The sequence below is a fragment of the Klebsiella sp. PL-2018 genome (assembly GCF_019048985.1).
GTDB classification, from domain to species: Bacteria; Pseudomonadota; Gammaproteobacteria; order Enterobacterales; family Enterobacteriaceae; genus Klebsiella; species Klebsiella michiganensis.
Window position 1 is genome coordinate 2,530,406 of the sequence record NZ_CP077673.1, and the last position, 22,481, is coordinate 2,552,886.

General features: G+C 55.8%; 23 protein-coding genes. 9 read left to right on the plus strand and 14 right to left on the minus strand.

The window, feature by feature from the left end:
• Window positions 1-109: 109 nt before the first annotated feature.
• From MKleb_RS11670 to MKleb_RS11695, 6 genes are all read right to left on the minus strand, one after another.
• The gene (locus MKleb_RS11670) at window positions 110-1,156 is read right to left on the minus strand and encodes a methionine ABC transporter ATP-binding protein (RefSeq protein ID WP_217076683.1); all 1,047 of its coding nucleotides are present in this window, start codon (window positions 1,154-1,156) and stop codon (window positions 110-112) included.
• A 62-nt stretch (window positions 1,157-1,218) separates the two neighbouring features.
• Entirely contained in the window at window positions 1,219-1,995 is a 777-nt protein-coding gene (locus tag MKleb_RS11675; protein ID WP_217076685.1) for a MetQ/NlpA family ABC transporter substrate-binding protein, read from the minus strand.
• Window positions 1,996-2,017: 22 nt separating this feature from the next.
• Complete coding sequence (locus tag MKleb_RS11680; RefSeq protein ID WP_025105860.1) at window positions 2,018-2,692, minus strand: methionine ABC transporter permease; 675 nt, start codon at window positions 2,690-2,692, stop codon at window positions 2,018-2,020.
• 1 nt (window position 2,693) lies between these two features.
• The gene (locus MKleb_RS11685; protein ID WP_217076687.1) at window positions 2,694-3,917 is read right to left on the minus strand and encodes an SfnB family sulfur acquisition oxidoreductase; all 1,224 of its coding nucleotides are present in this window, start codon (window positions 3,915-3,917) and stop codon (window positions 2,694-2,696) included.
• 272 nt (window positions 3,918-4,189) lie between these two features.
• Complete coding sequence (locus MKleb_RS11690; protein ID WP_217076689.1) at window positions 4,190-4,828, minus strand: CatA-like O-acetyltransferase, family 1; 639 nt, start codon at window positions 4,826-4,828, stop codon at window positions 4,190-4,192.
• Between the two features lie 30 nt (window positions 4,829-4,858).
• Complete coding sequence (locus MKleb_RS11695; protein WP_217076691.1) at window positions 4,859-5,242, minus strand: VOC family protein; 384 nt, start codon at window positions 5,240-5,242, stop codon at window positions 4,859-4,861.
• 93 nt (window positions 5,243-5,335) lie between these two features.
• Here MKleb_RS11695 and MKleb_RS11700 point away from each other — a divergent pair, with 93 nt between their 5' ends.
• Window positions 5,336-6,106, plus strand: coding sequence for a DeoR/GlpR family DNA-binding transcription regulator (locus MKleb_RS11700; protein ID WP_004851588.1), 771 nt, complete (start codon window positions 5,336-5,338; stop codon window positions 6,104-6,106).
• Window positions 6,107-6,119: 13 nt separating this feature from the next.
• On the opposite strand, the gene MKleb_RS11705 is transcribed toward MKleb_RS11700, so the two are convergent.
• Window positions 6,120-6,749, minus strand: a complete 630-nt coding sequence (locus tag MKleb_RS11705) for a LysE family translocator (RefSeq protein ID WP_014229623.1) — start codon at window positions 6,747-6,749, stop codon at window positions 6,120-6,122.
• A gap of 224 nt (window positions 6,750-6,973) precedes the next feature.
• On the opposite strand from MKleb_RS11705, the gene MKleb_RS11710 reads away from it, so the two are divergent.
• Together MKleb_RS11710 and MKleb_RS11715 are read left to right on the plus strand one after the other, a co-directional pair.
• Entirely contained in the window at window positions 6,974-7,609 is a 636-nt protein-coding gene (locus tag MKleb_RS11710) for a carbonic anhydrase (protein WP_004119381.1), read from the plus strand.
• A 106-nt stretch (window positions 7,610-7,715) separates the two neighbouring features.
• The gene (locus MKleb_RS11715; protein ID WP_025105856.1) at window positions 7,716-8,522 is read left to right on the plus strand and encodes an MBL fold metallo-hydrolase; all 807 of its coding nucleotides are present in this window, start codon (window positions 7,716-7,718) and stop codon (window positions 8,520-8,522) included.
• A gap of 22 nt (window positions 8,523-8,544) precedes the next feature.
• On the opposite strand, the gene MKleb_RS11720 is transcribed toward MKleb_RS11715, so the two are convergent.
• Window positions 8,545-9,429 (minus strand): SDR family oxidoreductase, encoded by an 885-nt coding sequence (locus MKleb_RS11720; protein WP_217076693.1) that lies wholly within the window; start codon window positions 9,427-9,429, stop codon window positions 8,545-8,547.
• A gap of 373 nt (window positions 9,430-9,802) precedes the next feature.
• On the opposite strand from MKleb_RS11720, the gene MKleb_RS11725 reads away from it, so the two are divergent.
• Both MKleb_RS11725 and MKleb_RS11730 read left to right on the plus strand, forming a co-directional pair.
• Window positions 9,803-10,195, plus strand: coding sequence for a YdeI family stress tolerance OB fold protein (locus MKleb_RS11725; protein WP_025105854.1), 393 nt, complete (start codon window positions 9,803-9,805; stop codon window positions 10,193-10,195).
• Window positions 10,196-10,216: 21 nt separating this feature from the next.
• Window positions 10,217-10,366, plus strand: coding sequence for a hypothetical protein (locus MKleb_RS11730; protein ID WP_004851580.1), 150 nt, complete (start codon window positions 10,217-10,219; stop codon window positions 10,364-10,366).
• Window positions 10,367-10,403: 37 nt separating this feature from the next.
• On the opposite strand, the gene MKleb_RS11735 is transcribed toward MKleb_RS11730, so the two are convergent.
• The 5 genes from MKleb_RS11735 to MKleb_RS11755 all read right to left on the minus strand — a co-directional run bounded on the left by MKleb_RS11735 (window position 10,404) and on the right by MKleb_RS11755 (window position 18,002).
• Window positions 10,404-12,014: an FAD-NAD(P)-binding protein gene (locus tag MKleb_RS11735; RefSeq protein ID WP_025105853.1), complete on the minus strand. Its 1,611-nt coding sequence runs from the start codon at window positions 12,012-12,014 to the stop codon at window positions 10,404-10,406.
• A 182-nt stretch (window positions 12,015-12,196) separates the two neighbouring features.
• The gene (locus MKleb_RS11740; protein WP_217076696.1) at window positions 12,197-13,771 is read right to left on the minus strand and encodes a carbohydrate porin; all 1,575 of its coding nucleotides are present in this window, start codon (window positions 13,769-13,771) and stop codon (window positions 12,197-12,199) included.
• Between the two features lie 117 nt (window positions 13,772-13,888).
• Window positions 13,889-15,286 carry a PTS transporter subunit EIIC gene (locus MKleb_RS11745; RefSeq protein WP_025105851.1) on the minus strand — a complete coding sequence of 466 codons (1,398 nt, stop codon included), beginning with the start codon at window positions 15,284-15,286 and terminating at the stop codon, window positions 13,889-13,891.
• 7 nt (window positions 15,287-15,293) lie between these two features.
• Entirely contained in the window at window positions 15,294-16,961 is a 1,668-nt protein-coding gene (locus tag MKleb_RS11750; protein WP_224226551.1) for a glycoside hydrolase family 13 protein, read from the minus strand.
• Window positions 16,962-17,003: 42 nt separating this feature from the next.
• On the minus strand, window positions 17,004-18,002 hold the full coding sequence (locus tag MKleb_RS11755) for a LacI family DNA-binding transcriptional regulator (protein ID WP_025105849.1): 999 nt from the start codon (window positions 18,000-18,002) through the stop codon (window positions 17,004-17,006).
• A 354-nt stretch (window positions 18,003-18,356) separates the two neighbouring features.
• On the opposite strand from MKleb_RS11755, the gene MKleb_RS11760 reads away from it, so the two are divergent.
• From MKleb_RS11760 to MKleb_RS11775, 4 genes are read left to right on the plus strand one after another with little or no spacing between them, the layout of a single operon-like run.
• Window positions 18,357-18,860, plus strand: a complete 504-nt coding sequence (locus MKleb_RS11760) for a hypothetical protein (protein WP_025105848.1) — start codon at window positions 18,357-18,359, stop codon at window positions 18,858-18,860.
• 9 nt (window positions 18,861-18,869) lie between these two features.
• A complete protein-coding gene (locus MKleb_RS11765; RefSeq protein ID WP_025105847.1) occupies window positions 18,870-19,316 on the plus strand; it encodes a DUF421 domain-containing protein in 447 nt (148 codons plus the stop codon).
• Window positions 19,317-19,328: 12 nt separating this feature from the next.
• Window positions 19,329-19,847 carry a 2-oxo-tetronate isomerase gene (locus tag MKleb_RS11770; protein ID WP_025105846.1) on the plus strand — a complete coding sequence of 173 codons (519 nt, stop codon included), beginning with the start codon at window positions 19,329-19,331 and terminating at the stop codon, window positions 19,845-19,847.
• Between the two features lie 22 nt (window positions 19,848-19,869).
• Window positions 19,870-20,859 (plus strand): SDR family oxidoreductase, encoded by a 990-nt coding sequence (locus tag MKleb_RS11775; RefSeq protein WP_014229616.1) that lies wholly within the window; start codon window positions 19,870-19,872, stop codon window positions 20,857-20,859.
• On the opposite strand, the gene MKleb_RS11780 is transcribed toward MKleb_RS11775, so the two are convergent.
• Window positions 20,856-22,481: an alpha-amylase family protein gene (locus tag MKleb_RS11780; protein ID WP_025105845.1), complete on the minus strand. Its 1,626-nt coding sequence runs from the start codon at window positions 22,479-22,481 to the stop codon at window positions 20,856-20,858. The two genes, MKleb_RS11775 and MKleb_RS11780, sit on opposite strands and share 4 nt — an antisense overlap.

The following is a 22,481-nucleotide window of genomic DNA, read 5'->3' on the forward strand; positions in this document are numbered from 1 at the left end:
ATCATGACGAAAGATAAGAGGCGCACCGCGCACTGTCTAACACCGAAAAGCTATGGCTTATAGCGATTTAGCATTAGCAATAATTCAGCATTAATCTGTCATTTTTGCGCTAAGCGCCAGCATTCTCTGCTGTCGGTTCGCCGGAGAAGGTCAGGCGGTCTGCTACCCAGCCGGCATGCTGCGCTAAGCGCTGATTTGCCAGCGGTGTCGCCAGGCGTACCCGCAGCTGGCCAATCACCCGTCCCTGAATCTGCTCGCAGCTGCCGTAAAGCAGGCGAGCATCGTCGCCCAGCAGGGCGGCGATATGCTGTAAGTTGGGTTCATGTCCGCTGCTGCCGTCAAAATGCAGCGTGACCAGCTGCTGATTTCCGCTCAGCGGCGGACGCTCGTCCGGGCGGTCATGGTGCAGCGTGCCGAGCAGGCTTTGGGTGACTTCGTGCCGGGGATGGCCAAATACTCGCCACACCTCCCCCTGTTCGATAATTTCTCCGCGCTCAAGCACCGCGACCCGGTCGCAGAGGGTGCGAATGACGTCCATCTCATGGGTGATCAGTACGATGGTCAGACCGAGGCGCTGATTAATCTCTTTGAGCAGTTTTAGCACCGCCAGGGTATTTTCCGGGTCGAGGGCCGAGGTGGCTTCGTCGCACAGCAGGATCTCCGGCTGCGTAACCAGCGCGCGGGCGATGCCGGTACGCTGCTTTTGTCCCCCGGAAAGCTTAGCCGGCCAGCTGTCGCGCAGGGCGCTGAGGCCGACCAGCTCCAGGATCTCATCGACCCGTCGCCGCCGCTCCGCCCGCGGTACCCCGGCCATTTTCAGCGGCAGCTCAACGTTCTGCGCCACCGTTTTGGTGGCCATCAAATTAAAGTGCTGGAAGATCATCGCGACCCGGCGGCGCAGGTCGCGCAGCTGGCTGCGGGAGTAGTGCCGCGTATGCTCGCCGTGAATGATAATTTCACCGCTATCGGCATTTTCCAGGCGGTTGAACAGGCGCAGCAGGGTTGATTTTCCGGCGCCGCTGCGCCCGATAATGCCGAAGATTTCTCCCTGCGCGATCTGCAGATTAATAACCCGCAGTGCCTGCACGCCGTTGGGGTAGGCTTTACTTATCTGGCTTAGCTGAATATGCGTTGTGGCGTTGGGTTTTTGCGTCACGATAGCGGCTCTGTTAACGAAATTAAGCGGCAGCCCGCAGGCTGCCGATGAACATCCGGCGATTAAAAACCGGGCAAAATTTTGCCTTTATAGCGGGTGAGAATAAAGCTGCGCACGCGGTCTGAGTTCAGGGCTTTCGCCAGCGTCTGAATGCCGGGATCGTTGATGTTGTCGGGACGCGCCACCAGATACTCGACGTACAGGTCGCTGCCTTTTTCCACCAGCAGCGCCTTGTCGGTATCAATTCCGGCCTCCAGCGCATAGTTGGCGAAAATAAACGCCAGATCGACCTGATTCACCGCCCGCGCCAGCATCGCGCCTTCCAGCTCGCGAATTTTAAAACGGTGCGGATTAGCGGTGATATCTTTGGTCGCCGACTGCGGATCTCGCGGGTTTTTCAGGGTAATCAGCCCGGCATTGCTGAGCATCACCAGCGCGCGACCGGTATTCACCGGATCGTTCGGAATGGCAACGGTGGCGCCATCCGGTACCTCTTTGAGCGTTTTATATTTACTCGAATAAGCGCCAAAGGGTTCAATATGCACGCCGACCACCGGCAGCAGATGGGTGTGGCGGGTCTGGTTGTAGTTATCGAGGAAAGGGCGGTACTGGTAGTAGTTGGCGTCGAGATTTTTCTCCGCCAGCTGCTGGTTAGGCTGGATAAAGTCGTTAAAGACTTTAATTTTCAGATCGACCCCCTGTTTCGCCAGCTCGGGCTTCACGAACTCGAGAATTTCGGCATGGGGGACCGGCGTCGCGCCCACGGTCAGCGTCTCGTTGGCGCTGGCGGATAAAGCGAAGAGGGCCAGGAGCCCGGCTGCGAGTGTTGTTTTTTTCATTGTCTTATTCCTGAAGCTATTGTTATTTGCGGCTCATCGCCTTCACCAGACGATCGCCGCTCATCTGTACTATCTGCACCAGAGCAATCAGCAGCAGAACGGTTATCACCATCACGTCCGTCTGGAAGCGCTGATAGCCAAAGCGGATGGCCAGGTCGCCCAGCCCGCCGCCGCCGATGACCCCCGCCATGGAGGTATAATCGACCAGTAAAATCGCGGTCACGGTCACGGCGGCAATAAGCCCGGCGCGCGACTCCGGCAGCAGGGTGTGCCAGATTAGCTGCCAGGTGTTGCCGCCCATTGACCAACTGGCCTCCACCAGACCGTGCTCCACCTCGCGCAGCGCGGTCTCAACCAGCCGGGCAAAGAAAGGCGCGCAGCCGACAACCAGCGGCGGGATGGTGCCTTCAACGCCGAGCGAAGTGCCGGTAATCAGCGTCGTCACCGGGATCATCACGATCAATAAAATGATAAACGGCAGCGATCGCAGGACGTTGACCCCCAGCGACAGCAGGCGATAGAGGCGCGGCGCGTGAAGCAGGCGAGGCTGGCCGCTGAGATAGAGCACAATCCCCAGCGGCAGGCCAATCAGCACGGTAAAGCCCAGCGACCAGCCCAGCATGGTCAAGGTATCGACGCTGGCCTGCGCCACGTCGCCCCAGTCGATATTCGCGAAAAAAGCCAGCGCGCGGTTCATCTCAGTTCCAGTCATGGCGTTGCGGACGAATGCCGTTGAGCACCCAGTTGCCCAGCAGCTGATATTTCCAGCGCACCGGGTCGTGCAGGGTGTGGACGCGCCCGTTGCGCCAGTGGCGGTCAAGATTGAGGGCGATGCTGGTCGAGCGAGTGCCGCTAAGCTCAAACAGGCGGCTGGCGGCTTCCAGCGCCGCTTCGGTGGTAAAGACCTTGGCGCGCGCCACGGCGATAGACGCCTGGGCGACGTTATCCTCGCTCAGATCGTATTTATACCGGTCGAGCACCTTCCCGGCCCGCTCCAGCAGCGCGTCGGCGGCCGCCAGGCGGCTGTCAAGCTGGCCTATCTGATAGATAGTCAGCGGATCGTCGCTGGCGCGCTCAACGCCGGCATCAATCCACGGCCGGGCGAATTCGCTGACAAAGCTTACCGTATCGCTAAGCGCCGCGCGGGCGATCCCCAGATCGATGGCGGCGGTGGTGAGCTGGGCAAACGGCCCGGCAAGGGTTGGCGTCGCGTAGGATTTCCACGTCGGGAACAGGTGGAAAGGCTCGACGGCCAGATCCTCCGCCAGGACCGTCCCGCTGGCGGTGGTGCGCTGGCCGAGGCAGGCCCAATCGTCGATGACCGTCAGCCCTGCAGATTCGCGCGGAACAAACGCCAGCTGCGCGTTATTCTCCGCATCCAGCGCCAGAATGCCGATCCAGTGGGCGTAAAGAGATCCGGTGCAGTATCCTTTACGACCGGTGATGCGCAGACCGCGATCGCTGGCCTCCAGGCGGGTGCGGATATCAAGCACCGTCTTACCGCCGGTCTCAGAAAGGGCATTGGCGAAGCGATAGCCTTTCAGCACCTGAGCGAAGAAAAAGGCCTGCTGCGCTTCGCTGCCCTGCAGACGAATATCCTCCAGCAGGCAGTAGTGGTTCTGCGGGATTTGCCCCAGCGACGGGTCGGCGGCGGAAATAATCGCAATCACCTGAGCCAGCGTCGCGGCAGAAACCTCGGCTCCGCCCCACTGCCGCGGGACGGTAATCCCCCACAGGCCGCTGTTGGAGTAGGTATCGATAATCTCCGGCGGCACGCTGCCGCTGCGATCGCGTTGCGCCGCGTCGGGCTGCAGTACCGCCGCGATCTCATGGGCGATGGCGATCGCTTCGTCATCGCTGCGGATAACGTATGCCTTTGGCGTCTGGCGGGTATAGCGAAGGGTTAGTTTTTCGTCGGGCATAGTCACATCTCACGGTTCAATAAACGGTATATGCAAAAAATAACTATCTAAATAGTTAATAATTCCTGTGGGTTATATGACAGCTAAAGCAAAGGCTATGCCAGAACGCATTTCATTTTTAATGTTTATTAATCAGTGAGATAGGTTTTGTGGAAAGCGCGCGGGCTGCTGCAATTGCAACCTGAGGCAACCCGCGTGTTGGATTTGCAGCAGCGCAGGGAGGGGAAGCCGCCCCGGGAAAGGTCGGGGCAGGGGAATGACAGGGACGATATTTATTCTGCCTGCCAGAGGGTCTCCGGCTCGGCGAACCCCTCTTCGACTCGGGCAAAGAAGCGGCTGGCGTGCAGGCCGTCAACAAAGGCGTGATTGAATTTGCCCGCCACCGGGATGATGCCGTTTTTCAGCTTGCCCCAGGTGAGGGCGGGCACCGCCGCGCCGACGTAATACTCCGCGTGAGTGATGGCGCTGAAATGCAGCCACGGCAGGCAGCTGGCGCAGAAGAAATTCTCGCCGTTGACGATAAGCGGCACCGGCGCGGTATGTTTCGCCGCTTCAATGTTCGGCGTGGCGGCATGGCTGAAGGCGGCAAAATCGGCGGCGTTGTCGCACCAGACCTGGCGAAAGCCTTCCTGGGCGGTCATCACCGGCGTCATTACCGCCAGCTGGTCATATTCGATAATATCGTCGCCCAGCAGCCGCTGTTTCAGCTGCGGCACCCCGTTCGCCGCGCGAACCAGGGCGTAGAGCGCCAGCTGGAAAAACGAGACGCCGCGATCTTTCGCGCACTCATATAGCCGCTGCGCCTCGACAGGAACGCAGAGATTAAAGCTGGGGTTGGCAAAACCGCGATAAAAATCAAAATGATCTTTACGCGGCCAGTTTTGTTTGTCGATTACGCGATAGTTGGCCACGGGCGTCTCCTGTTGAGTCAGTGCCTGATACTATGCGACGATTTCAATCAGGTTGCCATCGGGGTCTTTAATCACCGCTTCACAATAGCCATCGCCGGTGGTCCGCGGCGGCGAGACCAGAATCCCCTGCGCGGCGGCGCGGTTTGCCAGCGTATCGACCTTTTCAGCGCCGCCAACGGTAATCGCCAGGTGTACCCAGCCGGTGTGGTTGTTATCCGCCGTCTGCGCGACAAGCCCCGGCTTGGTCATCAGCTCAATGGCAATGCCGTCGCCAATCTTGACAAAAAAGGACTCAAAGCCCGGGTTGGTTTGGCTGCAGTACTTCTCATTAATCTCGCCGTCGAAGAAGGCCACCCAAAAGCGGGCCTGTTGCTCAAGCTGGCGGGTCCATAGGGCGATGTGGGCAATTTTCATAGCAAACCTCTTTATAGGGTGTATTGACAGTCAGGGTCTGAATGCACGATCATGCACTTTGTTGCTCGATAAAGATTTTATCAGGAGTTATTTGTGCTCGATTATGCTGCTTTTCCTAAACAACGACAAGCGCTTATTTGCCAGATCCTGCAGGAGAACGGCAGGGTGGTTTGCGCCGAACTCGCCAGCCGCCTTAACGTCTCCGAGCATACTATTCGCCGTGATTTACATGAACTTAGCCGCGAAGGGTACTGTAAAAAGGTCTACGGCGGCGCGGTGATGACCCTGCCGGAGGCGGGGGACTATAGCGAGCGCAAAGAGAAAAATACGGCGACAAAAAGCAGGATCGCGCAGAAGTGCGCAAAGCTGGTGAAGCCCGGCGGCTGCATTTTTATCGATACCGGCACCACTAACCTGGCGATGGCGGAAGCGCTGCCGGCGGAGCTGGCGTTAACGGTGGTCACGAATTCTCCCGAGATCGCTGCCGTACTGCTCAAAAAACCGCTGTATGACGTGGTGATGCTTGGCGGTCAAATCCAGCGGGCAAGCGGCGGCTGCGTGGGCGCCTCCGCCGTGGCGCAGATTCAGGGCATGCTCTTCGATCAGGGATTTATCGGCGGCTGCGCCATGGCGCCTGAGTCCGGTCTGACGGGCTTTGACTACGCCGACTGTGAATTTAAAAAAGCGGTGATAAAACAGTGCAGCGAAATCATCGTCGGCCTGACCTCGGACAAAATCCCGGCGGTGGCGCGCTTTGTGGTGGTCGAAAGCAGCGCCATTGACGTGCTGGTGGTCGAGGAGAATATCAGTCGCGAATATCGCGACGCGTTTAGCGAACACGATATTCGTATTTATACCGTTTAAACGGTTTGCTGGCCTACTTTGACAGCGAAGTGGCAATCAGGCGCAGGCCGAGCGCGCCCAGCACGGTGGCGGTGACGATATCGATCTTACGCTTCATGCGCAGGTAGACGCTGCGCGGTCGCGCGGAAGAGAGCACCAGGGCCACCAGCGAATACCAGCTGACGTCAATCAGGAAGCTCATCAGCGGCACGATATAGTAAAAGGCCAGCGGGATGCGCTCCGGCAGCAGGGCGGTAAAAATAGAGGCGAACACCAGCGCCGTTTTTGGGTTGCTGAGCTGGGTATAGAGGCCATCGCGGAAGGTTTTCAGCAGGGAATGTTCCGCCGCCATGCCGCCTGCCGCAAAATCCATCGGCTGCGCCGCGCCGCGGTAGATTTTATACCCCAGCCAGAGCAGATAGAGGCCGCCCGCGACCTTCAGGCCAATAAACATTTCCGGCACTGCCGTCAGCACTTTTTGCAGCCCCATCATGGCCATAATCGAAAAGATAGCCGCCCCCGTCCCGGTTCCCAGCGCGGTGACCAGACCATGCATCCTTGAGCGCGCAACGGCGTTGCGGGCCACGTAAATAAAGCTTGGGCCGGGGCTGATCACGCCCATGATGAGTACGGCGGCAATGGCCATCAGGCTGGATAAAAACATAAACGCTCCTGGTTGATGTTGAGCGCTAAAGTCGCATCCGGCTCCCGCTCATGATTGTTTCACCGTCAAAAAATAAACAATCTTTAGCGCGCTGTCACCCGACTTTACGGCGCGATGTTTCATCGCCTGTTCGAATAACGATTCCCATTTCGCGCGTCGGTGATAAACTGGCTAAATGTGATCTTTGTCATATCGTCATTAAAACAGAGAAAAGAGACACTGCTATGCAACATATCATTGAGGGCTTCCTCAACTTCCAGAAAGAGATTTTCCCGCAACGTAAAGAGCTCTTCCGCAGCCTGGCCTCCAGCCAAAATCCTAAAGCGCTGTTTATCTCTTGTTCCGATAGCCGCCTGGTGCCGGAGCTGGTGACCCAGCAGGAGCCGGGCCAGCTGTTTGTGATCCGTAATGCCGGGAATATCGTGCCCTCTTTCGGTCCTGAGCCGGGCGGGGTTTCCGCGACGATCGAGTATGCCGTCGTGGCCCTGGGCGTGACCGATATCGTCATTTGCGGCCACTCCAACTGCGGCGCGATGAAAGCCATCGCCACCTGCCAGTGCCTGGACCCCATGCCTGCCGTTTCCCACTGGCTGCGCTACTCCGATGCGGCGAAAGCCGTCGTGGAGAAGAAAACCTGGGCCAACGAGACCGATAAAGTCAACGGTATGGTGCAGGAAAACGTTATCGCCCAACTGAACAATATTAAAACCCACCCGTCGGTTGCCGTGGGTCTGCGGGATAGCACGTTGCGTCTGCACGGCTGGTTCTACGATATTGAAAGCGGTGACATTCGCGCTCTGGATAAAAACAGCAAAACCTTTGTGTCGCTGTCGGAAAACCCTGACGTTTATTTCGAATAAACTTCTCTTTCAGGGCACGGAAGCCCTGAGATGCTCACCTCCTGCCATAAATTCCCTGTCTGCCATACTCATTACGGCTCCCTGAATGATTTCTTAAGGAGAAGTGATGATTAAGCTGTGCGCAACCTGCGGGACGTCCTACGACGATCGCGGCAACACCCTGAACCATTGTCGTATCTGTGAGGATGAACGCCAGTACGTCCCGGCCAGCGGGCAGGTCTGGATCAAGCCAGACGATCTGACCGAGACGCATACGAATACGTGGCAGCAGCATAACGATCGGCTGTTGAGCGTCAGGACGGTACCGAAATTTGCAATCGATCAGCGCGCGTTTCTGCTGCTCACGCCGCAGGGGAATATTCTCTGGGACTGCATCGCCAATCTTGATGCCGCCAGCAAAACGCTGATTACCGCCCTGGGCGGGATAAACGCGATCGCCATCTCCCATCCTCATTACTACACCACGATGCAGGACTGGGCCGACGCCTTTAATGCGCGAATTTATCTCCACGCCAGCGATCGCGAATGGATTATGCGCGATAGCCCGGCCATCACGCTATGGGAAGGAGATGCGCTGGAGATCCTCCCGGCGGTGCGGCTGCTGCGCCTGGGAGGCCATTTCGCCGGAGGAACCGTTCTGCACTGGGCGAAAGATGACGGTATTATGCTGGCGGGCGATATTATCCAGGTGACGCCGGGGGCGCGCGCCGTTTCGTTTATGTGGAGCTATCCCAATTTGCTGCCGTTGGCGGCCGCCAGCGTGGAGAAGATCGTTGAACGTCTGGGCGATACGCCTTTCGGGGCGCTGTACGGCGCCTTTAAGGGGCAGAACGTCCCCAAAAATGCCCGGCAGATCGTTCTGGACTCAGCGCAGAAATACCTCGCCTGTCTTAAGACGACGGCGCACCGCTGAGGGGCGCGCCGCCGCGCGGGATTTACAGCACGCCGTCGCCGCCGTCGGAGCACCACACCTGGCCGGAGGTGAAGGAGCAGGCATCAGAGGCAAGGGTAACGTACAGCGGCGCAATCTCTACCGGCTGCCCGGGACGCCCCAGCGGCGTATCGGCGCCGAACTGACGCACCTTCTCATCCGGCTGGCCGCCGCTTGACTGCAGCACCGTCCAATAGGGACCGGGGGCGACCGCGTTTACCCGGATACCCTTCGGCCCCAGCTGTTTGGCCAGCGATTTCGTGAACGCCACCAGGCAGGCTTTGGTTTGCGCGTAGTCCAGCAGGATGGGGCTCGGCTTAAAGGCCTGCACGGATGAAGTATTAATAATCGCGCTGTGTTCTTTAAGATGTCGCAGGGCGGCTTTGGTGATCCAGAAGGCCGCATAAACGTTGGTTTTGAAGGTGGCGTCAAAGTCGGCGGTGGTGAGTTCTTCCAGTGATTCGCAATATTGCTGGCGTCCGGCGTTATTGACCAGAATATCCAGCCCTCCGAGTTCGCTGGCGGCCTGTTCCACCAGGGTTTCGCAGAAGGATTCGTCGCGCACATCTCCCGGAATCGCGACGGCTGTACGTCCTTCGGCCTGAATCAGGGCAATCACGGTTTCCGCATCGGCCTCCTCTTCCGGCAGATAGTTTATCGCCACATCGGCGCCTTCGCGGGCGAAGGCGATCGCGACCGCGCGCCCAATCCCGGAATCGCCGCCGGTAATCGAGGCGCGCTTACCGGCGAGCCGCCCGGAACCGACATAGCTCAGCTCACCGTGATCCGGCTGCGGCTTCATCTCTTCGGCAAGACCCGGCGGCGATTGCGGCTGGTCAACAAAGGGGGGACGGGGATACTTCGCGGTATTGTTAGCGTTGTCGCTCATACTGACCTCCTCGTGTTAAAAGAGTAAGCGTAGTTGCCTGGTCAGCCTGCCGTGGAATATTGAAGAATAATTGAACGGCTTCGCTGTTATAATTTTGGCGCTTTGATTCCTCTCCCATCGGTAATTTACTGATTGCCGGGAAACTTTTCAAAATGAGAGGCGCCAGCGGCGTTTGGCATTTTAGGATTATTCTATCGCAAGCCTGACGGTATATTTAGCGCCTTTTTAATGCTGTCCGGCGCGCATATTTACGCGGGCGGTGAAGTCGTTAAAAATATTTCCCGGGCGACTCACCAGGTACGGAACTTGTGAAAATGAACATCAGCAACCAGACTTATTAAGACAAGACAAAAATATGCCGGAGGTATGGTTGATGAAAAAATTACTGCCCGTTATTTTCTGTGCGCTGATGGCTCAGGGCGTTTATGCCGCGGATGACGGGGGATTTAAAAAAGATGCCGCTCCGCCGCCGCCGCATAAAATTGACGATGGCTACCGCGGGACGGAGGACGGACGAATTATGACCGTGCGCCAGGCCCTGGAAATGCACGATGGGGCAACCATCTCATTACGCGGCAATCTTATCGAGCAGCACGGTAACGACCGCTATAGCTTTCGCGATAAAACCGACACCATCGCAGTGATTATCCCCGCCGCGGTTTTTGATGGCCGCGAAGTGAAGCCCGATCAGATGATCAGCATCAACGGCAGCCTCGATAAAAAAATGACGCCGCCGGTAGTGCGGGTGGACCGGATCCAGAAATAACCGCTCAAGCAGGAGGAATTGATGTCCGTACAGCATCCAGCCGACCCGGATAAGCGGGGCCGTCATCCGTCGAAAGAGGACCCGCGCGAGCAGGGGGAAGTGCCGCGTAAAAGAGACGACAGCGAAGATCATAAAAAAGATCCCTGGCATCCCCAGCCTGAAAAGCGTTAAAAATAGCCGCCCGTCAACGGGCGGCTATTTTTCTTTCCTAAAGATCGAGCGGGGATAAACGCCTGCGCGAGCGGCTTGCCGGCTGGGATATCGCTTTCGCTATCGCCGCGCCGATCTCCGCGCAGGCGGTGATACCCTGAACGAAAGGCTGATCGTGCATCAGCCAGGGAATGGCGGCGAACGCGATGCGCCCGCGTACTTCGGGCGGTTCCCGCAACGTATAGTCGTCTCCGACCTCAGGAATCTCTTCTCCGGTCGCCAGCAGCTGCTCCCTTAAATGCGGGAAGGGAAGATCTTTATTTTTCAGCGGCTTTTGCCCTCTGGCATCAATAAATACATCAAACGTATAGCGATTTTGTTCGCTGGTAATCACCGTTTTTTCCTGCTCTACCGCCATCTCATAGTCATGCCCTAAGGCGAGAATACTGATGACGCCCGCTTCGCGCAGCGCCAGCAGCCGGCGGATAGACTCTGAAGGAATGGCGGCATAGCAGTCGATAAAGACCCGCGCAAGACCATTTTTGAAACGCTCCCGGTCATGGTCATTTAGGTGAGGCACCATCGCCTGAACGGCTTCATGCAGCCGCAGGATCGCGTAGCGCCAGGGAACCGTATATCGCGCGCGTTTGTTGCGCTCAACCTCTTCAAGGTTATCCAGCGCCCAGTGGAACGGATTATGCTGCTGGCGTTTAGCAAACCACGCCTCGCTGAAGCTGTCGGCGTTAAGGCTGTGAAGGGCGATATTTTCGCTCCATAGGGGGTCGGCAAGCGTGATTTCCTGCGCCACCAGCTCAAAGACGCGATCGAGCAGACCGTCGCTGCCCGCGGCGATGGCTTGCTCCATCGCGCTTTCGCTGACGATGCTCAGCGGCTCCCAGGGAATAGGACAGTAAAAATCCGCTTCCGGCAAAATGCCGGAGCGCGACATCAGCGCGATGCTTAGCGCCTCGCTTGCCTCGTCCAGCCTGAAGGCGAGGGCGTCATCGTCGGACCCGATAAACCGACCGTGCTGGACGGCGACGGCCATCGCGGCGTCAATTCCGCTTAGCGAGGTGCCCATAATGCCCACCCGGCAAGGGTGAATGCTGGCCTCCATGAGGCCAGACCACGGGCTGGGAAACCAGGTGCGGGTCGACTCTTCTTCATCGGGCCAGACGTGTCCGGTGGCGATCACCGCGAGGTCAAAGGCTTCGGCGACCGGCTCATCCTCAACCCACAGTCTGACCCCTTCTTCGGTCGCCTGCAGGTCGCTGACCCGGCAGGACTCATTGACCCGGATGCGAAAGCCCTGCTCCCTGGCCTCTCCGACCAGCGCAAGAAACTGGTCGCGAAAGTATTCACCCAGCAGGATGCGCGGTAAAAATTGACGATCGTGCAAAGCGTCGTAATCCACGCCGTAGCGCGCAAGGCGGGTCCGGCTCTGGGCTTTCAGCCAGTCGAGATAGCTGCTCTGAATGGGGGGGATTTCAATGCTGGCGATATTGGCCAGCATCATGCGCGAATTCTCTTCATCGCTGTAGGGCATGCCCACGCCCGCTTCCTCGGCCTGCTCGTAAATTGACACGTCCAGCGGCTCGCCCTGTTTGAGTAATGAGAACAGGGTATAAATTCCGGTTGGACCTGCGCCGATAATGGCAATTTTCTTCATAATGACTGACCCGCCGTTGTTGTTATCACATTTGTTGTCGGTGGCCTTCCGCCAGTTGAAAAGCTCCACGATAGATCATTTCCGGGTAACGGAAATCTGGCCCAATAATTGTGGTTCAAAATGAGGAAGAGGGCCAATTACTGGCGCGCCTCTTCCTCGGGGTTAGTCAAAGAGGCAGGCTTTCAGAACCAGGTTTCGAGCTGGGCGCCGAAGAATAACGTCCCCGCGCTATGGTATCCGGCGCTGCCGAAGGTGTCCGTCGAGGAGTAGTCATCCAGCGATTTGTCCCAGCGCATCCAGGTGGCAAAAAAGCGGATTTCCGGGCGTTCAAAGAAGTCCGTCACGTTCTGCATCTTGAAAGTAGGAGCAAACGTCAGCTTGTAATAGCTGCCGCTGGCAGCTCTGTTGCCATTAAAGCCTTTCGGATCGATATCCATATACTGATAGCTGGTTTCGTACTGCAGGGCGAAGTTCTGCTTAATCTGCTGAATTATTCTCGCGTTCAGGGTCACCCAGTCGTAATGGTCTGAATCGATATAGCGGCTATTGCTGCTTTGGGCGACGATCAGCGGCGCGAAGCTCAGCCTGTCGGTGAGGGACGTTGTCCCGTAAGAGGCAAACTTGACGGTCCATGCCGGGTTTATCAGATAGCCGTCGGAGCCCGGGCCGCGAACCTCCGCTCCCAGCGCGCGGCCATAAAGCAGGGCCGTTTTGGTACTGCCGGGACGCAGGCCGTAGAAGCTGTCGCCATGGTACGCCAGCATGGTGTTGAACCCCTGCGAGGCCGCTTTATCCGACGCCAGGCCATCGTTAATGCGTTTATCGTTGTCCTGCGAGTATAACCCGTTGAGCATCCACTGCCAGCTGTCCAGCCGGTTATTCAGCGAGAAGGTGTAGTTTTGAATATAGGTGTTATCCGCGCCGGTCATGTTGTTATATTCAACGTTGTCCATCGTATCGATATCGTTGAAATTACGCCCGTATATGGCGAGATTGGTTTTGATATCGCCCCACAAGTTCACGTCATAAATACCTGCGCCGGTACCGATTAAATTCATCATATCGGAATCAAGCCAGTGAATATCAAAGTTATCCCGGTCTTCACGCTTGCCGGCCCACAGCGTGGCCTGTTTAAATGCGCCGCTAAACGAAGGCATATCGCTCATTTCGACAAACGCCTGCCGTACGTTCATCTGACCGTTGTATGAACTGTCGGTATTATACGTTTTATCCCACTCGGCGATTTTCATGTAATAACGCAGCTGGCTGTTATTATCATATTTTCGCCGGTAGTTGATATCGGCGGTTACGTAGGTATCTGATTCATTGCCCAGGCGCCCGACGCTGCCGCCGGTACTGCCCGCAGGCGTCAGAGAGGGGCCTACGGTGCTGGTGGTGCCTTTGCTGGTCAATATTCCGCTGCGCGCGTAGCCGCCGAATTTAATCTCCCGATCCTTCTCTTGTGCGATAAGAGGCTGCGACGGTTTACTTTTTATTCGCGCCAGGTCTTGCTCGGTTTGCTGTTCGACAAACTGTAATCTTTCTTGCGCGCGCGCCGCGTTTTTTTCGGCGCTGGCCGCTCTTTTTTCCGCAGCGTCTATTTTTCGCGTCGCATCCTGTAATTGGATGCGCGACTGTTTTAATTCGGCCTCAAGCCTTTCGAGTCGGGCGTTAATTTCATTCAGGGTCGTATCCGCCGCAGCGGCGGATGCTGGCAAAGCCAGCGCGCAGAGCGTAAGCATATAGGCTTTCATCATTAATACCTGTACAGGGGTAGCTGTGCTCTGGACGCGCGGGCGCAGAGCACAGGTTACTGTGCCATTAAAATGGGATGTATATTGGGGTGTTAAATTAATAGTTGGGCTTTATTTTTTTCAGGCCTCTTTGGTCGCTTTATCGGTTTTGACAAAAATGAACGTGATAATAAAGGCAAAAATAAAGACCGCGAGTCCGACGGTAATATAGGTAACAAACTGATAGCGATCGTAGAGATACATCAGCGGCGACAGAAGGACCGCCAGACCGTATGAGTTCGCTTTTATCGACAATAGCGACAGCACCATGCCGCCCAGCGCCGAGCTGGTGAGCATCACCATTATCGCCCGTAGCCCGGATTGCATCACGATACCGAATAAAGCCGGTTCCGAAACGCCTAATAGCTGAGTAATGGTCGCGGAAATCCCGGCGGTTTTAAACGCGATATTTTTCGCCTTCAGTGAAATAGCCAGACATACGGCGGCGTTGGCAAAGCCGTACATCGCGCACACCGTAATTAATGGATTAAACCCGGTACCGGCAATCAGCGAGGTTTCAATCATAATAAACATATGATGCATCCCGGTCATCACGGCAATGGGATAGATGAAGCCGATTAACAGACCGCCAATACCCGCAGGCAACGTCAGAAATTGCTGAATAGCCATCACGGCATAATGTTCAAACGCATGCACCAGCGGCCCTAAAACCAGTAAAGCGATGGCCACCGCAATCAGGATGACGATAAACGGCGTAAAAATCAGATCCATCGAGTTGGGCATCACCCGGCGGAAAAAAATTTCCAGCTTAGCGCCGATAATGCCGGTGATCAGGGCGGTCAGAATAGACCCCTGATAGCCGACCAGAGGAATAAAACCCAATACATAAATTGGGCTGCTGTTGCCGTACGCCACGTCATAGGCGTTCGGCAGCGCGGGGGAGACCAGCATCAGGCCGATTAAGAAGCCGATAATTGGCGTACCGCCAAATTTCTTAAACGCCGACCAGCAAATAAACGCCGCCAGAAAGGCGAAAGCGGTGTCGCAAAGCACCGTGGTCAGCGTTTGCAGCGCCACCGGAACCTGATGAACGCTGCCGCCAAACCACGCCTGGACGGTATCGTTAAAAATGACCCCCTTCAGGCCGAGAAACAGGCCGGTGGCCCCGAGTACCGGGACAATCGGCACAAACACGTCTGATAAATTGCGAATTCCCCGCTGTAACCGGCCCGTACTCTGCTTCGTCATTTCATCCTTGCTGATTTCGGCAACCTGGAATTCGTTAACAAACGCCTGGTAAACCTTATTGACGATCCCGGTTCCGAGGATTATCTGATACTGGCCAGCATTAAAAAATACGCCTTTGACTTCGCTAATATTGCGGATTTTATCATCATCAATTTTCTGTCGATCTTTTACCTGTAAACGTAAACGGGTGGCGCAGTGGGTGGCTGAGGCAATATTTTCCTTGCCGATGATATTCACGATCTCAACGGCGATATTTTTATAGTTGTTCATATTTGACTCATTCCTTAACGAGAAGGGTTTGATAGGGTTTCAGGGGAGTCTCAGCGTCGGCATAATTATTGAGGACAATCTCACCCGCCGGGAGCGTAAAGGGCAGAGGCTGTGCGCTTAAATTGGTTATCGAGATAAAACGCTCGGTCGCCGTTCTCCGTTCGTAGGCAATGATGCGATCGTCAACGTCTTCTATGGCGGCGAATGAACCATAGATCAGCGTTTGCGGATAGTGCTTATTTCGCAAGGCGATCATCTTCTGGTAAAACGCGAATACTGAATCCGCATCGTTTATCTGGCTTTGCGCGTTGACGCTGAAGTCAGCTGCGGAAAACGCCAGCCAGGGCCGCGCGCCCCGGTTAAATCCGCCGTTGGCGCTATCTGACCACGGAAAGGGCGTTCGCGAATTGTCCCGCGAGCGCTGGTTGATAAAGCCTAACGCCTGCTGTTCAGAGAAACCTTCCGCCAGGGCGCGGTGGTAGTTATCAATACTGGAAATATCGTCAAATTCCGCGATCGATTGTCGGCGGAAATTTTTCATCCCCAGCTCCTGGCCCTGATAAATAAACGGCGTTCCGGCCATAAAGAAGTACATCGCGGCCAGCGCTTTGGCACCGACGTCATTTTGATAATCCGCGTCGCGGATGAGCTTGGACAGCGCGCGGGGCTGGTCGTGGTTTTCAATAAACGTCGTTCCCCAGCCGGCCTGGTAAAAGGCCCGTTGGCTGGCAAATAGCGCCTCCCTGAATTCGCGAACGTTCCAGTCGCGCTGCTTAAACCATTCAGAACCGTTTTCGACATCAATATCGGCGGCGTGAAAATCGAAAATCATATTAAAGTAGCCGTCTGGCCCAATATAGCTGTCGTACTCTTCCAGAGGCACGCCCGGCGCTTCGCCCACGGTTACGCAGCGGTGACGACGGAAAGTGCGCTCTTTTAGCTCGTGGAGAAAGCGCTCGATGCCCGGACGGTTGCGTGATTTCGCTTTAATCGATGCCAGACCATCAATACCGTCTGCGGGCAGAGAGGCGTAGTCCTGATCTTTTTTAATAAAGGTAATTGCATCGATGCGAAAACCGGCGATGCCTTTATCCAGCCACCAGTTAATCATGGCGTAGATTTCCTCGCGCAGCTGCGGGTTTTCCCAGTTGAGATCCGGCTGCTTTTTATGAAAAACGTGCAGATAGTAGCACTCCTCGCCAGCGACTTTTTCCCACGCGCTGCCGCCAAAAATCGATCGCCAGTTATTGGGCGCGCCGCCCGCCGCGGCGGGTTTAAAGATGTAATAATCACGATATTTCGATTGAGGGTCGGCCAGCGCGGCCTGAAACCAGGGGTGTTCATCGCTGGTATGGTTAACCACCAGGTCGACCATTACCTCAATGCCCAGCTCGCCAGCCTGTTTAATCAGGTTATCAACGTCCTGCATCTGGCCTAAATCGGGATTCACCGCATAGTAGTCCGCGATATCGTAGCCGTTATCTGCTCCCGGCGAGCGGTAGAACGGCGAGACCCAAATCAGGGTGATGCCCAGCGTTTTCAGATACGGCAGTTTAGCGATAATACCCGGGATATCGCCAACGCCATCGTTATTGCTGTCATAGAAGCTTTTTGGGTACACCTGATAAATAACCGATTCTTTCCACCATGCGCTTTGTTGTGATTGATTCATCATTTCTCCTGAGTATGAAATCGATACCATATTGAGTGAAAAAAATTACGCCGAGGCTCTGATAACCAGTTCCGATTTCAGGTCTTCCTCGTCATAGCGATACTGCGTGTGGTTGATCAGGGACAGCAGGCGTTCTACAGAGATGCGGCCCAGCTGCTCAATGGGCTGGCTAACGGTAGTGAGCGGAATATGCACCATCTCCGCCACGGGAAGGTTATCAAAGCCCATGACCGCCAGTTCGCCGGGAACGCTGACGCCGTGGGCCGATAGCGCGGAAATCAGGCCGCAGGCGACCTCATCGCTGCCGGCGAAAATCGCATCGGGACGTTCGCTTTTCGTCATCTGCAGAATTTGCTCAGCCAGGCGCTGCCCGTCGCGCCAGGTGTGGACATGACGAAAAATAAACCGCTCGTTAATCGCCTGCTGTCCGTCTTGCATAGCGGCAATAAAGCCGCGGTTCCTTCTGCTGCCGTGGCCCTTTTGCTGGAATGCGCCACCGGTGGAGTAGGCGATTTTTTTATACCCTTTGTTAAGCAGCCAGCTGACGGCGTTATAGGTTGCCAGTTCATCGTTCATTCTGACGACGGGCAAAGTGGTATTATCTATGCTGGTGTTGCACAGCAGGATAGGGCCATATTTCTGATATTGCTCAATGACGTCTTTGTCACTCTCTACGGCGCATAAGATCAGCCCGTCGATGATTTTTTTCTTCAGCAGATCGAGACAGTTTTCTTCTTCGCCCGCGCTATTGTGGTTCTGGACGATCAGCACCGAATAGCCGTTTTTTCGTGCCGTAACTTCAAGGGTGTCGACCAGGCTGGCAAAAAAAGGGTTGGTTATCCTTGAGATAAGCACGCCAATCCGGTGGGTTTTCACCCCGCGCATCTGCTGTGCGACGGTGCTCGGCTCGTAATCCAGCTCTTTCATGGCCGCGAGGATTTTTTCCTTTTTATCTTCAGAGATATAAGGATGATTGTTGAGGAAGCGGGATACCGTCGTGACCGACAGGCCGGCTTTTACAGCGACGTCTTTTATGGTTGCCATGGTTCTTATGAAATCGATATCACATGGGCATAAAATATTTTCGCGCAGGAGCCGGGTCAACCTCATTTTTATAAAACATGACCTGACTCACAATAAAGTTAACGACACGCCTGCTGAGCGGTACGGATGGCGTCGCGGGCAACGGCCTAAGCTCGAGACAACATCCGTGCACCCGCCGCGCTAAATGGAAACATCTTCCTCCGGATGGAGGCGGGGGAGATGCTCAACGAATAACAAGCGAGATGTCCCGTTTAGCTATTATTCCGGCTTTGGCGCGACGAACTTGACATATTAAACCGGGTTGCTATTCCTTAAACTGGCGCTCCGATAATAAGCGCAACGGTGAGGTGAAAAATGGCAAGTGAAAAAGAGAGGCTGCCCGGGATTAAAGAGAACGAATTTTTTCTTAATTTTGAATGCGCTGCCCGCCAGATAGGCCTCGGAATATTATTGGCGATCATACTGGCAGCCCTTTTGGGTCTCTTTTCTGGAGGCTATTTTAGCACTGCCGAAAAAAAAACTGCGCAGCGCAATTTAACGGTGGCCTATGACCGCTTCGGTCGTTTGCAAACTGAATTCAGGTTAAAGATTACCGCCCATCCGCGGGTCGCGGATAAATATATTTTTAGCCTTGGCGGTGATTTTACCTCTTCTTTTGAACCAGGCAGTATCTGGCCCCGGCCAGACAGGATGTACAGTCAGAACGACCGGCTCTTTCTGGTCTATAATGATTTGAAAAGCATGAATAATTTTTCTATATGGCTCTACGTTACGCCCACCCGCCCAGGTAAGTTGAACCACTCTTTGCAGCTAAACGGCGAACCCGAAATCCGCTTCTGGCAATTTATTTATCCTTAGGAGGATGCGATGGAGATGGTCTTGCGTGCGTTAGCGATATATTTAATTTTGCTGGTGGTGTTTAAAATCGCCGGCCGCCGGGCACTATTACAAATGACCAGCTTTGATCTGATTTTATTACTTATTATCAGCGAGGCTACCCAGCAGGCGCTGCTGGGGAACGATTTTTCGGTGACCGGCGCAATGCTGACGATTATGACGCTGGTGGTCGTGGATATGCTTTTCGGATTAATGAAGAAATATTCCGCTGGCGCAGAGTCAGCGCTTGATGGTTGCCCGGTGATTTTAGTCGAAAATGGCGTGCCGTTAATTGATAAGCTGAAAAAAGTGGACGTCTCCTGTGATGATATCCTGGTCGCCGCGCGGCAGAATCAGGGTATTACGGAATTAAGTAAAATCAAATATGCCATACTGGAACGGAATGGCCACATTTCTATTATTCCTGCTGAGAGTTAAAAAGGTCTTTTTATGTCAAATAACCCTTATAACCAGGCGAAAACCACCGGCGAGTTGACTAAACAGGTCGCCAGCGCGCTGATTGACCGTCGTTTACGCTTAACCACCGCGGAATCCTGCACCGGCGGTAGCCTGGCGGCAGCGCTGTGCGCGGAAGCGGATACGGCCGCATTCTACGATATTGGCTTAATCACTTTTAGCGATCGGGCGAAACAGCAGCTTCTCGACGTCAACGCCTCAACGCTGGAGAAATATAGCGCCGTCAGTCGGCATACCGTTGAAGAGATGTCCACCGGCGCGCTGGCGCGTTCCGGGGCGGATATCAGTATCGCCATTAGCGGATACGCGGGGCCGGACGGCGGCGATGACGGGACGCCTGCGGGGACCGTCTGGTTCGCGTGGAATTTTCGCGGCAGTATCGACGCGCATAAAACGCTGTTTTCCGGCGAGTGCCAGGATGTTGTGGAGAAAGCCGTGCGCTATTCACTGGCGATGCTCATCGAGAAACTGCCCAGCTGGCAGAGCGCATAACGCTTTTATTGCGGAGGTTTATATGGCAGTCATGGCGATCACTGGCGGTACTGCGGGAGTCGGTAAAGCAACGGCCCTGCGCTTTGCACGGGCAGGCTATGACGTCGGCATTATTGCCCGCGATGGCCGAAGCCTTGAGGCGACGAAGCAGGAGCTCCTTCGTTGCGGCGTTCGGGTGCATACCGTGCAGGCCGATGTGGCAAATGCCGATGCGCTCTTGACCGCCGCCGGCGAAATCGAAAATCGGCTCGGGGCTATCGAGGTATGGGTCAATAACGCGATGTGTGCGGTGCTGGCGCCTTTCAGAGCGATGACCCACGACGAATTTAGACGGGTAACCGAGGTCACCTACCTCGGCTACGTCAACGGGACTCGCGCCGCGCTGGCGCTGATGACGCCCCGCGATCGCGGAGTGATTATCCAGGTTGGCTCCGCGCTCGCCTATCGCTCCATTCCGCTACAGTCCGCCTACTGCGGGGCAAAGGCCGCGATTCGGGGTTTTACCGATGCGGTGCGTACGGAGTTGATGCATGAAAATAGCGGCGTGAGTATTGCGATGGTACAGATGCCGGGGCTGAATACGCCGCAGTTCGAGTGGGCGCGCAATAAGTTTGCCTGGGCGATGCGCCCGGTGCCGCCCGTATTTCAGCCGGAAGTGGCCGCCCAGGCTATCTTCAACGTCGCGCGCCGGCCCGTACGCGAACTCTGGGTAGGGAGCAGCACGATTCAGTCCATTATTGGGCAATTTCTTTTCCCGGGCTTCCTTGACCGGCTGATGGTCAAAAAAGCGTGGGAAGGGCAAATGACCCGGCGCTTGAATGCCGACGACCGTCAGGACTATCTCGAACAGCCGGTCAGCGGATTGCATAAAACGCACGGGCGTTTTTCCTCTGAGGCGAAATATCGCGCCACCGCCATCACTTCCGGCGTGCCCGGAAAAGCGCTGCTGGGCGGCGCGGCAGCGGCGGGGGTACTTTTAGCAAAATGGTTTATCTCGCGTAAAAAACGCTAACGCAGCGCGCTACTGCTGGTCCAGAACCATCGATAGCCATATGCGCTAATCTCCAGCTTAGCCTGCTTACCGGGAGTGAGGGCGTCCGCGTAGGTTTTGTCGGCCAGGCAGGGCGTCCACACCGCCGCATAGATCCCTTTCGCGGTAAAACGCAGCGGTTTATCACTGAAATTAAGAAAGGCGATAACGCTGCGCTCGTGGTCATCGTAGCAGATCCCGAGAATCGCCTGCCGATCGGTGCTAATGATGCGGAAAGGCGCAACGGCGATTTCCGGGAATTCTGACCGCGTATTGGCGATATCAATAATACGGTGCAGGAGAGAATGGCGGTGCAGCAGGGAATCAGCGACGTTGACTTTCTGATAGCGAAACGGTCCCCGGTCGATCATGGGAGCCACAAACGTCTGCGGATCGGCTGCGGAGAAGCCGCCGCCCGCTGAACCGGCCCACTGCATCGGCGTACGCACCGCGTAGCGCTCTTCCAGCGCCAGGTCGTCACCCATGCCGATCTCATCCCCGTAGCGCATGATCGGTACGCCGGGCAGCGAAAAAAGCACGGCATGACAGAACGCCAGCCGCCGCCGGTCGCCGTTCAGCATGGGCGCCAGCCGACGACGAATACCGCGCTGATAAACGTTCATCTCCTTATCCGGCGCGAAGGCATCCAGCACGGTCTGCTTGTTCTTGTTACCGATCCCTTCAAGATCCAGTTCATCGTGGTTGCGCAGCCAGTTTGCGAAGCAGCAGGCGTCAGGAGGCACCACCATTTTCTTGATGGCGTCGCTCAGCGGGTGGGCGCTCTGGCTGGCGAGGCTGACGTAAAAATATTTGTTCAGCCAGAAGTTAAGTACCATATTAAGTCGGTTATTATCGCCAAAATAGTCGCGATACTGCGCCACCTCAACGTCGACTTCGCCGAGCAGTATGGCCTGCGGATTATGTCGTTCAACCAGCCGACGCAGATGTTCCAGGAGCCATAGCCCGCGTTTCTCCTCGCCGCGTCCGGCCTGTTTCGTCAAATGCGAGGCGGCATCCAGACGAAAGCCGGAAACCCCCAGCTTCAGCCAAAAGATAACGATATTTTCGACTTCTTTGATCACCGCGGGAGAGGCCAGATTGAGATCGGGTTCATGGCGGTAAAACATATGGCGAAAATATTGCCCGGCTTCGTCATCCCATGACCAGATGCTCTCTTCGACGCCGGGAAACATGGGCTGCGTATCGTCATCATCGCTATCTGCCCACAGATAATAGTCGCGGAACGGCGAGCGACGGCTGCGCCGCGCTTGTTGAAACCATGGGTGAGCGTCGGAGGTGTGCTGGATCAGCAATTCAATAATAACCTGCATGCCTAATTCGCGGGCCTGCTCGATAAAAGCAATGATATCCGCCAGTTGACCAAATCGCGGATCGACCTGCAGATGGTCGCTGACATCGTAACCCTCATCCAGAAACGGCGTCAGGTAGAAGGGCGTTATCCAGATCACCGTCGCGCCCAGCCGGCGAATATAGCGCAGCTTCGCGGCGATCCCGGCGATATCGCCGCAGCCATCGCCGTTAAGATCGTAAAACAGCGCTGAATCAATCTGATAGATAATGGCCCGCGTATGCCAGTCAGCCAT